Annotated in this window: 12 protein-coding genes; 6 read left to right on the forward strand and 6 right to left on the reverse strand. The window is 71.5% G+C overall.

What is annotated here, in order from left to right:
* Window positions 1-49: 49 nt before the first annotated feature.
* The 3 genes from AB0946_RS34560 to AB0946_RS34570 all read left to right on the forward strand — a co-directional run bounded on the left by AB0946_RS34560 (window position 50) and on the right by AB0946_RS34570 (window position 3,684).
* Window positions 50-1,351: an MFS transporter gene (locus AB0946_RS34560; RefSeq protein WP_366764639.1), complete on the forward strand. Its 1,302-nt coding sequence runs from the start codon at window positions 50-52 to the stop codon at window positions 1,349-1,351.
* Window positions 1,352-1,633: 282 nt separating this feature from the next.
* The gene (gene cimA / locus AB0946_RS34565) at window positions 1,634-3,244 is read left to right on the forward strand and encodes a citramalate synthase (RefSeq protein WP_366764640.1); all 1,611 of its coding nucleotides are present in this window, start codon (window positions 1,634-1,636) and stop codon (window positions 3,242-3,244) included.
* 14 nt (window positions 3,245-3,258) lie between these two features.
* On the forward strand, window positions 3,259-3,684 hold the full coding sequence (locus AB0946_RS34570; RefSeq protein WP_366764641.1) for a VOC family protein: 426 nt from the start codon (window positions 3,259-3,261) through the stop codon (window positions 3,682-3,684).
* A gap of 25 nt (window positions 3,685-3,709) precedes the next feature.
* Here the strand turns inward: AB0946_RS34570 and AB0946_RS34575 are convergent, their stop codons facing one another.
* The 4 genes from AB0946_RS34575 to AB0946_RS34590 form a co-directional block, all read right to left on the reverse strand.
* Entirely contained in the window at window positions 3,710-4,312 is a 603-nt protein-coding gene (locus AB0946_RS34575; RefSeq protein WP_366764642.1) for a GPP34 family phosphoprotein, read from the reverse strand.
* A 22-nt stretch (window positions 4,313-4,334) separates the two neighbouring features.
* Window positions 4,335-4,625, reverse strand: coding sequence for a muconolactone Delta-isomerase family protein (locus tag AB0946_RS34580; protein ID WP_366764643.1), 291 nt, complete (start codon window positions 4,623-4,625; stop codon window positions 4,335-4,337).
* An 80-nt stretch (window positions 4,626-4,705) separates the two neighbouring features.
* A complete protein-coding gene (locus tag AB0946_RS34585; RefSeq protein ID WP_366764644.1) occupies window positions 4,706-5,194 on the reverse strand; it encodes a hypothetical protein in 489 nt (162 codons plus the stop codon).
* Window positions 5,195-5,210: 16 nt separating this feature from the next.
* On the reverse strand, window positions 5,211-7,076 hold the full coding sequence (locus AB0946_RS34590) for a ricin-type beta-trefoil lectin domain protein (protein WP_366764645.1): 1,866 nt from the start codon (window positions 7,074-7,076) through the stop codon (window positions 5,211-5,213).
* Window positions 7,077-7,200: 124 nt separating this feature from the next.
* On the opposite strand from AB0946_RS34590, the gene AB0946_RS34595 reads away from it, so the two are divergent.
* Window positions 7,201-10,215, forward strand: coding sequence for a glycoside hydrolase family 3 N-terminal domain-containing protein (locus tag AB0946_RS34595; protein ID WP_366764646.1), 3,015 nt, complete (start codon window positions 7,201-7,203; stop codon window positions 10,213-10,215).
* A gap of 53 nt (window positions 10,216-10,268) precedes the next feature.
* Window positions 10,269-11,621 (forward strand): hypothetical protein, encoded by a 1,353-nt coding sequence (locus AB0946_RS34600; protein ID WP_366764648.1) that lies wholly within the window; start codon window positions 10,269-10,271, stop codon window positions 11,619-11,621.
* Between the two features lie 10 nt (window positions 11,622-11,631).
* On the opposite strand, the gene AB0946_RS34605 is transcribed toward AB0946_RS34600, so the two are convergent.
* Window positions 11,632-11,835: a DUF397 domain-containing protein gene (locus AB0946_RS34605; RefSeq protein ID WP_366764650.1), complete on the reverse strand. Its 204-nt coding sequence runs from the start codon at window positions 11,833-11,835 to the stop codon at window positions 11,632-11,634.
* A complete protein-coding gene (locus AB0946_RS34610; protein WP_366764652.1) occupies window positions 11,832-12,653 on the reverse strand; it encodes a helix-turn-helix transcriptional regulator in 822 nt (273 codons plus the stop codon). Before AB0946_RS34610 ends, AB0946_RS34605 begins: the two co-directional genes overlap by 4 nt.
* 112 nt (window positions 12,654-12,765) lie before the next feature.
* On the opposite strand from AB0946_RS34610, the gene AB0946_RS34615 reads away from it, so the two are divergent.
* A complete protein-coding gene (locus AB0946_RS34615) occupies window positions 12,766-13,203 on the forward strand; it encodes an ATP-binding protein (protein ID WP_366764653.1) in 438 nt (145 codons plus the stop codon).
* Window positions 13,204-13,333: the final 130 nt, after the last annotated feature.

Here is a 13,333-nt window from a genome sequence, read left to right on the forward strand (position 1 = left end):
CGGCGGCGCATCGGAATCCTTTCCTCCGCGGGCGGGCAGGTAACGGCCCATGGGACGACAACACTGGAAGAGGATCTGGGTCGGCTCGGCGGGCAACATGGTCGAGTGGTTCGACTGGTTCGTGTACGCGAGCTTCGCCACGTACTTCGCCGGTGCCTTCTTCCCCAGCGGCAACCCCACCGCCCAGCTGATGAACACCGCCGGCATCTTCGCCGTCGGCTTCTTCATGCGCCCCGTCGGCGGCTGGCTGCTGGGCAGGGTCGGTGACCGCAAGGGCCGCAAGGCGGCGCTGACCCTGACCGTCACGCTCATGTCGGCCTCGGCGGTCCTCATCGCCGTCGCCCCCACCTACGGGGTCGCCGGCTACGGCGGAGCCCTCGTGCTGCTCGTCGCCCGCCTGCTCCAGGGCCTGTCGGTGGGCGGCGAGTACGCGGCCAGCGCCACCTATCTGACCGAGGCCTCGGACCCGGGGCGGCGCGGCTTCGCGTCCAGCTTCCAGTACGTGTCCATGACCGCCGGCCAGATCGTCGGCCTCGGCCTCCAGATCGTCCTCCAGCGCACCCTGTCCGACGACGCCCTGCACAGCTACGGCTGGCGCATCCCGTTCGTCGTCGGCGCGCTCGGCGCGGCCGTCGTCTTCTACCTGCGCCGCACCATGCTGGAGACGGAGGTGTACGAGGAGGACGCCTCGCACACCGAGGAGCGCGGCACCCTGCGGGCGCTGTGGCGGCACCGGCGGGAGGCGTTCCTGGTGGTCGCCCTCACCATGGGCGGCACGGTGGCGTACTACACGTACACCACCTACCTGACCAAGTACCTGTCCAACTCGGCGGGGCTGTCCAAGGAGACCGCCACGCTCGTCTCGTTCACCGCGCTGATCGTCTTCGCGTGCCTCCAGCCGCTCGCGGGCGCCCTGTCCGACCGCATCGGCCGCCGCCCGCTGCTGATCACGTTCGCCGTCGGCTCCACCTTCCTGACGGTTCCGATCATGACGCTGCTCAAGCACGCGGACGGCTACTGGCCCGCCCTCGGCCTCGCCCTGCTCGCGCTGGTCGTGGTCACCGGCTACACCTCCATCAACGCCTGTGTGAAGGCCGAGCTGTTCCCGACCGGCGTCCGCGCGCTCGGCGTCGCCCTGCCGTACGCCATCGCCAACGCCCTCTTCGGCGGCACCGCCGAGTACGTCGCCCTGTGGTTCAAGAAGGGCGGCATCGAGTCCGGCTTCTACTGGTACGTGGCCGGCTGCGCCGCCGTCTCCCTCGTGGTGTACGTCACCATGCGCGAGACCAAGGACCTGGACCTCGCCCGGGTGGCGGCTCGCGCGGAGTCCAGCGTGACGACCGCATCCTGAGACGGTCGGTGAGCCGGGGGCGGAGCTGTGCCAGACTGCCCCCGTGCTCTCGTTCGCCATGATTATCGGCAGCAGGCGCGCCGGTCCGCAGTGACCACCTCACGACCAGGTGCGGGTGGCCACCGTCGTCCTCGACCCGCGCGCAGACCTCTCGCACCCGCGAGGGGTTTTTTCGTTTTCCGGCCCACCCTCAGCCGGAGGCGGAGCGCGAGGGAGCATGGAGGAACGGTGGAGCCGGTCATTCCGGTAAAGACCGAAGATTTCCCACAGGAGCCTTGAGACATGACCGAGACGGCAAACAGCGAGCTCGACGACTCGTTCCACGTCTTCGACACCACGCTGCGCGACGGCGCGCAGCGCGAGGGGATCAACCTCACCGTCGCGGACAAGCTCGCCATCGCCCGGCACCTGGACGAGTTCGGCGTGGGCTTCATCGAGGGTGGCTGGCCCGGCGCGAACCCCCGCGACACGGAGTTCTTCGCCCGCGCGCAGGCGGAGATCGACTTCCGCCACGCCCAGCTGGTCGCCTTCGGCGCCACCCGCCGCGCCGGCAGCACGGCCGCCGAGGACCCTCAGGTCAACGCACTGCTCAGCTCCGGCGCCCCGGTGATCACCCTGGTCGCCAAGGCGCACGACCGGCACGTGGAGCTGGCGCTGCGCACCACCCTGGACGAGAACCTGGAGATGGTCCGCGACACCGTGTCGTACCTGCGCGAGCAGGGCCGCCGCGTCTTCGTGGACTGCGAGCACTTCTTCGACGGCTACCGCGCCGACCCGGAGTACGCCAAGGCGGTCGTCCGCACCGCCTCGGAAGCCGGCGCCGACGTCGTCATCCTCTGCGACACCAACGGCGGCATGCTCCCCGCCCAGGTGCACGCGGTCGTCTCCACCGTCCTCGCCGACACCGGCGCCCGGCTCGGCATCCACGCCCAGGACGACACCGGCTGCGCGGTCGCCAACACCCTGGCCGCCGTCGACGCGGGCGCCACCCACGTGCAGTGCACGGCCAACGGCTACGGCGAACGCGTCGGCAACGCCAACCTGTTCCCGGTGGTCGCCGCCCTGGAACTGAAGTACGGCAAGAAGGTGCTGCCCGAGGGCCGGCTGCGCGAGATGACCCGCATCTCCCACGCCATCGCCGAGGTCGTCAACCTGACGCCGTCGACCCACCAGCCCTACGTCGGTGTCTCCGCCTTCGCGCACAAGGCCGGTCTGCACGCCTCCGCCATCAAGGTCGACCCCGACCTGTACCAGCACATCGACCCCGAGCTGGTCGGCAACACCATGCGCATGCTCGTCTCCGACATGGCCGGCCGCGCCTCGGTCGAGCTGAAGGGCAAGGAGCTGGGCATCGACCTGAGCGGCGACCGGGAGCTGGTCGGCCGGGTGGTCGAGCGGGTGAAGGAGCGCGAGCTCAAGGGCTACACCTACGAGGCGGCGGACGCCTCGTTCGAGCTGCTGCTGCGCGCCGAGGCCGAGGGCAGGCCGCTGAAGTACTTCGACGTCGAGTCCTGGCGGGCCATCGTCGAGGACCGGCCCGATGGCACCCACGCCAACGAGGCCACGGTCAAGCTGTGGGCCAAGAGCGAGCGGATCGTCGCCACCGCCGAGGGCAACGGCCCCGTCAACGCCCTGGACCGCGCCCTGCGCGTGGCCCTGGAGAAGATCTATCCGCAGCTCGCCAAGCTGGACCTGGTCGACTACAAGGTCCGCATCCTGGAGGGCAAGCACGGCACCCAGTCCACCACCCGCGTGCTGATCTCCACCTCGGACGGCTCCGGCGAGTGGGCCACGGTCGGCGTGGCCGAGAACGTGATCGCCGCCTCCTGGCAGGCCCTGGAGGACGCGTACACGTACGGCCTCCTCCGCGCGGGCGTGGAGCCCGCCGAGTAGGCCACAGTGGAGGCATGACCTCAGACGACCAGGACGTGCTGTCCCGGGCCCGCGTCGCCACCCGGCTGCCGGCCCGGGACCTGGACCGGGCCCGCCGCTTCTACGCCGAGAAGCTCGGCCTGTACCCGGTGGACGAACGGCCCGGCGGGCTGCTGTACCGCTGCGCGGGCGCGGACTTCGTCGTGTTCCGCTCGACGGGGGCCTCGCCCGGCACCTTCACCCAGATGGCCTTCGAGGTGGAGGACATCGAGGCGGTCGTCACCGAGCTGCGCCGCCGGGGCGTCGAGTTCCAGGAGGTCGACGTGCCCGGCCTGCGCACCCGGGACGGCATCGCGGAGATCGAGGGCAACTACCCGAGCAAGGGCGCGCGGGCGGAGCGGGGCGCGTGGTTCCGGGACAGCGAGGGCAACCTGCTGGGCATCGGCCAGCTGATCCTGTGACGCCGGCCGGCCGGTCCCGCGCCGCTCAGGGCGCCCGCCAGATGTTGTCGAAGGCGATGTTCTCGATGCGGCGCCGCTCGCGCACCGCCTCCAGCTCGGTGACCGCGTCGCCGACCGCCGCCAGGACGGTGACCACCGACTCGTCGTCGAGTCCGGAGGAGGCCGCCCGGTCCGGTTCGATGCCCAGCGTGCCCGCGAGGCCGGTCAGCACCGGGTCGTGGGAGTCCCAGCGGTCGGTCGCGTGCCGCCGCGCGGCGGTGTCGGCCGGGGTCTCGGTGCCGCCCCGCCCCGGCCACCAGTGCCGGCGCTTCCCGGTGAGCTGCCCGTCGGCCTCCAGGACGTCCCGGTAGGCCACGGCCAGCCCCTCGCCGCGCCGCCACAGCCAGTCCTCGACCGTCTCGTACGGCTCCTCGCGGACGAGCTTCGCCCCGGCCTCGTCCAGCAGCCGGTCACCCGTGGTCAGCACCGGCCCGGGCACGATGCGCTCGCCGTCCAGGGTGAGCGCGCGGGCGCCGAGCAGGTCGATCAGCTCCGCACCGGCGAGCGCCAGCGACAGATCGCCCTGCTCGACGGGGTGCGCGCCCGGTACGTCCAGGCTGACGAGGAAGAGGTCCTGCGGTGTCGTCATGGGGGCTCCAGGTCACCGGCCGTCAGCCGCGGCCGGGGTCGTTCGGATGGGACTCCAGCGGAGTGACGGTGAGCTGCATCCACGGGCGCAGCGGCAGCGTACCGAGGACCCGCTCGTGCAGCTGCGCCTCGTCGTCGGCCCGCCAGACGCCGATGCTGCGCGGTTCCCCGACCGGCCGCCACAGCCGCAGCAGATGCCCGGTGGCCGCCAGTTCCCGGGCCCGGACGGCCTCGGCGGCCCGGCGCCGCGCGACCTCTTCCTCGGGGGTGCCGTCGGGCACCGAGGTGGTGATCTCGACCAGGAACTCGCGCATGATCCCGCTCCCTCGGTGGGTGGCCGGCCGGCTGGGGGCCGGCCCCCTTCATCGTCTCCCAGCCGCCCGGTGGCCGCCGCTCAGCACGAGTCGGCGGCGAGCCGTTCGAACGCGGCGAGGCTCATCGCCCGGTCGTCCGCCCAGACCTGGCCGGGCTTCAGCCGGCCGATCTGCTCGCCGGTGAACTCCACGACCCCGTTGTAGGAGTCGCCGCCGGCGTAGTGCCCGAACCTGAGGACGTAGCGGTGCCGGGGCAGGAGGTGCCGGGCGCCCCGGTGGCGGGCGTGCCAGGCGGCGGGCGGGTCGAACAGGGGGAAGTCGGCGTCGCCGCGCAGGCCGTCCTTCCGTACGTCCCACCCGGTGGTCACCGGGCCCTTCCCGGCGCCCCGGGCCCGCCCGTCCAGGTCCGGGCCCTGGTAGCCGTCGTCACCGCACGGACGGAACACCGCGTACGGCGTCCCGTCCGGCGCGGCCCGTACCCCCGCGAGCGGCAGGTCGGCGGCGCCACAGCCGCTGAGCAGCAGCATCCCGCCGGCGATCCCCGCCGCCACGGCCCCCGTACGTCGCATGGTCCGCCTTACCGCCTCACCGCAGGGTCCACTTCTGGTTGGCGGCGCCGGTGCACGACCAGATCTGGGCCCGGGTCCCGTTCGCCGACGAGTTGTCGGTGACGTCGAGGCACTTGTTCGCCGCCGTGTTCACCACATCACCCGTGGAGGCGTTGTACGACCACCGTTGGGCACCGGTTCCGTTGCAGTCGTACAACTGCACCTTGGCGCCGTCCGCCGTCGAACCGGAGACCACGTCCAGGCACTTGCCGAGCGCCTGCACCGAGCCGTCGGCCTGGACGGTCCACTGCTGGGCCGCGCTGCCGTTGCAGTCGTAGAGCTGCACCGCCGTGCCGTTGGCGCTCGAACCGCCCGCCACGTCCAGGCACTTGCCGGCGAGGCCCACGAAGGCGCCGGTCCTGGCGCCACCGCCGGACTGGGTGCCGGACCAGGTGAAGGTGGCCGAGGTGTTGCCGGGCAGCGAGTACGTGGCGTGCTGGGAGCCCCAGTTGATGGTCACGGTGCGGGCCGACGAGGAGTCGTTGTACGCGATCAGCGCCTTGCCGCCGTCCGGGTTGCGCCAGGCCACGTTCGGCACCGCGGAGGAGGCGGTGGAGGCTATGCGCTGGGCGCCGGGGCGGACGAACTTGGTGAGGTGGCCCATGTCGTAGTACTCGACGGTGTAGTCCACGCTCCCGCTCGCGCCGTCGCCGTTGTGCACGGTGATCAGACCGGTGCAGGTGCCGCAGCCGCCGTTGTGCGGGCCCATGTTCTGGTCCACGGCCAGCGACCACTTGGTCACCGACTTCGCCCAGTTGCGGGTGTAGTCGATGATGTTGGACATGTCCTCGCGCTGCTGGTCGGCGATCCAGGTGCCGCCGGAGTGCTCGGTGCCGAAGGCGTCCAGCGCGGGGTACTGGTTGTGCACGGTGGTCTGCTTGGCGACGTCACCGCCGTAGCCGTGCCAGGCGATGCCGCCGAAGTTGGGGTGGTTGCGGACGGCCGGGTCGTCCACGGTCTGGGCCGCGTAGGAGTCGTAGACGTCCCAGTTCCAGTCGTGCGCCAGCACCTTGGTGGTCAGGCCCGCCGACTGGAGCTTGGGCAGCAGCTCGCTCTTGGTGAAGTAGGCGAGGCCGCTCGCGTTCCAGCTCATCGACGGGTAGCCGGAACAGCAGGTCGGCTCGTTCTGCGCGGTGACGTAAGAGACGTTGATCCCCTGGTCCTTGTACGCCTGGAGGTACTTCACGAAGTAGGAGGCGTACGCCCCGTAGTCCTCGGCCTTCAGCCAGCCGCCGTTGAGCGAGCCGCTGTCCTTCATCCACGCCGGCGCGGTCCACGGCGAGGCCATCACCGTCAGGGAGGGGTTGAGCTGGAGCGCCTGCCGGGTCAGCGGGACGACGTCGGCCAGGTCGTGCGCGATGGAGAACTTCGCGAGGGACGGGTCGGTCTGCCCGGCCGGCACGTCGTCGTAGGTGTAGCCGTAGCGGGCGAGGTCCGAGGCGCCCATGGGGTTGCGCAGGAACGACAGGCCGATGCCGTCGGTCGGCGAGAACAGCTTGCGCATGGTCGCGTCCCGGGTCGCCTGGGACAGCGCCCCGCTGCTGTTCATCAGCCAGGCGGCGGTGTCCGTGAAGGACGCGCCGCCGCCGGTGAAGGTCTGGTAGCGGGTGTTCTCGTCGACGGTGATGTTCTCGCCGCTGCCGCCCGTCCCGGACTGGAAGGCGAACGGCGTCTGCGGCTGAAGGCCGCGCACGACGTGCCGGCCGGCGGCGTCGTCGGTGGTGGTGAGCCAGGCGGTGACCTGCTCACCGGCCGCGTGCGCGGGGGGTACGGCCACACTGAGACCGGCTGCGGAGAGCAGCCCGGCGAGCAACAGCCGGACTGCGCGGGGGGATCTCCTCATGGTGCGTCGCTCTTCCTCTCGGATCGGCGGAGCTGACGGGTCGTCTTGACGGGCGTGTGTGCCCCTAGTTAACTCACGGCGTGAGCTAAGCCCTGAGTGAACCACGAGAGCCGAGGGAAGGTCCATGCGAAGAACCGCCCTGCTCGCCTCCGCCGCACTCCTCGCCGGTCTGCTGCCCTGGGCGGCGACCGCGCGAGCCGCCGACGAGCCCGCCCCCGTACCCGTCGACCGCTTCGAGGGCGAGGTGCCCTTCGCCTCCCAGCCCGCCGAGGGCATCTTCACCTGGGGCGGCGACTCCGACGACCCGCCCACGCTCCGCCTCGCCGACCGCGCCGACGCCCCCGAGGGCGGCAAGGTCCTCGCCGGCAGCTACGACATCAGCGGCTACGGCGGCTTCACCCACGACTTCGCCGCCACCGCGCCCGCCCACGACTGGTCCGCCCACCAGGGCATCCGGTTCTGGTGGGAGGGGCGGAACACCGGCAAGAGGATCCCCTTCGAGATCAAGGACGGCGGAGCCAACGGCGAGGCGTCCGAACTGTGGACGACCTCCTTCACCGACGACTTCACCGGCTGGAAGCAGATCCAGCTCCCCTTCACCGACTTCACCTACCGCACCGACTACCAGCCCGTCGGCGGCATCGACCACGTCCTCGGCCTCAAGGAGATGTGGGGCTACGCCCTGACCCTCCCGGCCGGCGCCAAGGGCGACTTCGCCCTGGACGACGTGGAGCTGTACGGCAGGGCCGACCAGGCGCTGCACGCCTCCGTCGGCACCGACGCGCCCGTGTACCCGGTCGAGGAGGGCGGCACGGCGAAGGTCAGGGTCACCGTGGCCACCACCGGCGAGCAGCCCCTCACCGACCCCGTGACCGTCACCTACACCACCGGGGACGGCACCGCCACCGCCGGCCAGGACTACACCCCCGTCTCCGGCACCGTCACCTTCCCGGCCGGCACCGCCTCCGGCACCGCGCGGACCATCGCCGTGCCCACCCGCCGGGACCGGGCGGCCGAACCCGCCGAGACCGTTCCCCTCAAGCTCGCGGTCACCGGCGCCAAGGCCCCCGCCGAGACCCCGCAGGTCGTGATCGACGCGCACGGACTGCCGTACCTGAACGCCAAGCTGCCGGTGCGCAAGCGGGTCGCCGACCTGCTGGGCCGGATGTCGCTGGCGGAGAAGGCCGGCCAGATGACCCAGGCCGAACGCGGCGCCATGACCCAGCCGAACGACATCGCCGCCTACGCCCTCGGCTCCCTGCTCTCCGGCGGCGGCTCGACGCCCACCCCCAACACGCCCGCGGCCTGGGCGAAGATGATCGACGCCTTCCAGCTGCGGACCCAGGCGACACGCTTCCAGATCCCGCTGGTCTACGGCGTCGACGCGGTCCACGGGCACAACAACCTCTCCGGTGCCACGGTCATGCCGCACAACGTCGGCATCGGCGCCACCCGCGATCCCCGGCTGGCCCGGCAGACCGGCGCGGTGACGGCCGCCGAGGTCCGCGCGACCGGCGTCCCCTGGGACTTCGCGCCCTGCCTGTGCGTGAGCCGCGACGAACGCTGGGGCCGCTCCTACGAGTCCTTCGGTGAGGACCCGGCCCTCGTGCAGTCCATGGAGACCGTGATCCAGGGCCTCCAGGGCCGCGCCGGCGGCCAGGACCTCGCACGCGACGACAAGGTGCTCGCCACGGCCAAGCACTTCGTCGGCGACGGCGGCACCGCGTACGGCTCCTCGACCACCGGGAAGTACACCATCGACCAGGGCGTCACCAAGGTCACCCGCCAGGAGCTGGAGGACATCCACCTCGCGCCGTTCCGCACGGCCGTCGAGCGGGGCGTCGGCACGGTCATGCCGTCGTACTCCTCCCTCGACATCGCCGGCGACGGCAAGGGCGCGGTGAAGATGCACGCCCGCGGCGACATGATCAACGGGGTGCTCAAGGGCCGCATGGGCTTCGACGGCTTCGTCATCAGCGACTGGAACGCCATCGACCAGCTGCCCGGCGACTACGCGTCCCACGTCCGCACCTCGGTCAACGCGGGCGTCGACATGATGATGGTGCCGTACACCTACAAGGAGTTCAGCACCGCGCTCGCCGACGAGGTGAAGGCGGGCCGGGTCAGCGAGCGGCGGATCGACGACGCCGTCTCCCGCATCCTCACCGAGAAGTTCAAGCTGGGCCTCTTCGAGCACCCGTACGCCGACACCAGCGGGGCCGCCGCCATCGGCTCCCCGGCCCACCGGGAGGTCGCCCGCCGGGCCGCCGCCGAGTCGCAGGTGCTGCTGAAGAACGCGGGCGGGCTGCTGCCGCTGAAGAAGAGCGAGAAGGTGTACGTCGCCGGGTCCAACGCCGACGACATCGGCAACCAGACCGGCGGCTGGACCCTCACCTGGCAGGGCGCCTCCGGGAACACCGTCCCCGGTACGACCATCCTCCAGGGCCTGCGCGAGGCGGGCGGCGACGTCACCTACTCCAAGGACGCCTCCGCTCCCACCGGCGGCTACGACGTCGGGGTCGTCGTGGTCGGCGAGACCCCGTACGCCGAGGGCGTCGGCGACGTCGGCAACGGCCACGACCTGAAGCTGTCCGCCGCCGACCAGGCCGCCGTCGACAAGGTGTGCGCGGCCATGAAGTGCGCGGTGCTGATCGTCTCCGGCCGCCCGCAGCTCGTCGGCGACCGGCTGGGCGAGATCGACGCCCTGGTCGCGTCCTGGCTGCCCGGCACCGAGGGCGAGGGCGTCGCCGACGTCCTCTACGGCAAGCGCCCCTTCACGGGACAGCTCCCGGTCACCTGGCCCAAGTCGGAGGCGCAGCTGCCGATCAACGTGGGCGACACGGCGTACGACCCGCAGTTCCCGTACGGCTGGGGCCTGACCACCCGCACCGACGTCCCGAAGGGCGGTACGGCCACCCTGCGCGACCTCGCCGTCCGGGCGGCGAAGGCCGAGCGGCACCGCGACGCCGGCGCCGGGCGCGCGCTGGTCACCCAGGCCCGGCTGCTCGTCCAGCAGAAGGCGGACGGCCACCTCACGGCCGCCGTGGCCAAGCCCTTCGCCGACGCCGACCACCTGCTGCTGACCGGCAGGTACGGGAAGGCGGTGGAGAAGCTGGCGGAGGCGTACCGGGCGGTCTGATCCCGACGCGGGACGAGTGACCGCTTTGGAGAGGCTTCGGGTAGTTTCAAGGTATGAAGGCCGTGCCGCGGACCCGAAGCCTCCCCGCCCTGCTGCTGGCCGCCCTCGCCCTGGCGCTGACGACCCTGTTCGCGCCCGGGGCGAGTGCGGACACCAGCGTCTCCACGATCGCCCAGGCGCTGCGCAAGAGCCCGGTCTACGTCGACCCGGCGGCCCGGGACCAGCTGTCCGCCGCGGACGCCGACACACTCGCCACCCGGATCAAGGACGCCGACAAACCCCTGTTCATCGCCGTTCTCCCGGCCGGATACCCCACCAGGAACCTCTTCACCGACCTGCGCTCCGCGACCGGCGTCACCGGCCTCTACGGCATCCGTCTCGGCGACCGCTTCGACGCCCGCGCCGACTCCTCCGTCATGTCGGCCACGGCCCGGCAGAACCTGGTCGGCAGCGTCCAGGGCGAGGACGCCAAGGCCCAGCTCACCGACTTCACCGACCGCGCCCTCGCCAACATGGGCGGCCACGCCCCCAGCAGCTGGGGCGGCTCGGCCGACGGCGGCGGCGCCTCCAGCACCGCACTGATCACGACGGCCGCCGTCCTGGTGGCAGCGGGCGGGGGCGCCTACGCGCTGGTCCGCCGCAACCGCCGGCGCCGCGAGGACGAGCAGCGGGCCGCCCTGGACCGGCTGCGGGTGGTCGTGGACGAGGACATCACCGCGTTCGGCGAGGAACTCGACCGCCTGGACTTCCACCCCTCGGAAGCGGGCGCCGACGACACGATGCGCGCCGACTACGAGCGCGCGCTGGACGCCTACGAGACCGCGAAGCAGCGCATGGCCGCGGCACGCAGACCGGAGGACGTCCGGTCGGTCACCGAGGCGGTGGAGGACGGCCGTTTCTCCCTCGCCCAGCTGGCCGCCCGCCGCGAGGGCCGCCCGCTCCCGGAGCGCCGCCCGCCCTGCTTCTTCGATCCCCGGCACGGCCCCTCGGTCACCGACGCCACCTGGACCCCGCCCGGCGGGGCCCCGCGCGAGGTCCCGGTCTGCGCGGCCGACGCCACCCGTCTGGCCGACGGCCGCGACCCGGTGATCCGCGAGGTCGACACCGACTACGGCCGCCGCCCCTACTGGGACGCGGGCCCGGCCTACGGCCCCTGGGCCGGCGGCTACTTCGGCGGCGGCCTCCTCCCCGGCCTCCTCGTCGGCACCCTGCTCGGCAGCGTGATGGCGACCCCGTCGTACGCCGCCGACTACGGCACCGGATACGGCGACTTCGGCGGGGGCGGCTACGAGGGCGGCGACGTCTCCGGCACCGACTTCGACCCCGGTGACTTCGGCGGCGGCTTCGGCGACGGAGGCGGGTTCGACGGCGGGGGCGGGGGAGGGGACTTCGGCGGGGGCTTCTGAGCGGGCTCGCTCAGCGGGCGATGCCGTCGAGGAACCGGGTCCAGGTGGCGGGGGAGACGGCGAGGGCGGGGCCGGGGGTGTTCTTGGAGTCGCGGATGTGGATGGTGGTGGGGGTGGTGGCTACCTCTAGGCAGTCGCCGCCCTGGCTGCCGCTGTAGCTGGACTTGAACCAAGCAAGGCTGTCCGGCGTGCGGTGTGTTGCTGCGGTGCTCATGTCTCTCCTAGCAGTCCATGCAAGAGGCGCGCGCTCTCGTCAGGAGGTAGGGCCTGAGACCGCAGCATTCCATACTGGAGGTGGTAGTCGCTGACCTCATCCAGGTCATCGACGAGGAAGCTTGCGCGCTGCACCTCCAGGTAGACGAGACGCTCGTGTTCGGGCGTCTCCAGCAGCACCATGGGGCCGTCGAGACAGGCATGGGGTGTTCGGCCCATGGGCATGACCTGGAAACTCATGTGGACGGGCTCGGTGTACTCCAGGATCTGCCGGATCTGCGCCCGCATCACCTCTGGACCGCCGATCCCTCGCCGAAGAATGCTCTCTTCCAAGACGAAGTGGCCGACGGGAGGCCGATCCCGTTGCCAGATCAACTGGCGTTCCATGCGAGCGCTCACCCATTGCTCTGCGGTCTCACTGCCCAGCGCCGGGTAGCGGCAGTCGAACACGGCCCGGCAGTAGTCCCTGGTCTGGAGCAGTCCCGGAACCACCAGACTCTGATACGACAGGATGCTCAACGCCTCCTGCTCATGATCCACCAGCCCCTGCGCGAACTGAACGATCCGGTCCCGTACCGGCAGCTTGGCCACCACCACCGTCAACGCCCCACCGGTGTCGAGGAGTTCGTCGAACTGCTCGGCGCGGTCCGGCTGTAACGCCAGCCTCCCCTGCTCGATCGACCTCACCGTGTCGACCGCGAGGTTCGCCGACTCCGCGAACTGTTCCTGCGTGAGGCGCGCCTTCTTCCGGAAGTGCGCCAGCAGCGCGCCGACCGCGTACCACGAACCGACCTTCTTGGGCCTCGATGCCACGTGCATGGCCGTTCCTTTCCCCCGTATGCACGCCAAGCTCTCGTAGTGGACTCGTAGCAATGAGAACTACGACCTCACTCACTGACCCAGTGTAGTGACGCACAGTGACACTCGCGGCATGAACGCAGAACCCCGACACCCCCGCACACGCCAGACCCTCTACCGCAGGGACCGCAGGTCGGTACGGCTCGCGCGGGAGTTCGCCCACCAGGCGATGACGGACTGGGCCACGGCCGAGCGCCGCGACGACGTACTGCTCTGCGTGAGCGAGCTGGCGACCAACGCCCTTCTCCACGGAGTGCCCGCGGGCCGGGGCTTCCTCCTGCGGCTGACCTTGCACACGGACGGCGTGCTCCGCGTCGAGGTGCACGACAGTGGTCCGGGCGAGGTGCGGGCTCCGGAGCCGGCTCCGGAGGCGGAACACGGCCGGGGCCTGCTCCTCGTCGCGGCCCTCGCGGACAAGTGGGGGGTGGGGGAGCGGAGCCCCGGCAAGATCGTGTGGTGCGAGTTCGCGGTGCGGGGTGACGCGGTGGCCGCTCCAGGCCGGCTGCGATGAGCGTGCGGTGACGTGACCGTCGGTCCGGTCGTTCGGTGACGGACTCACCGAACGAACCAAACCAAAGCGAAAAAACCCCCCACCCCCCAAGTGGCACCCCTGATGAGCACAAATGAAAAAAACACACCCA

The organism is Streptomyces sp. NPDC046870, from assembly GCF_040704595.1.
GTDB lineage: Bacteria > Actinomycetota > Actinomycetes > Streptomycetales > Streptomycetaceae > Streptomyces > Streptomyces argyrophylli.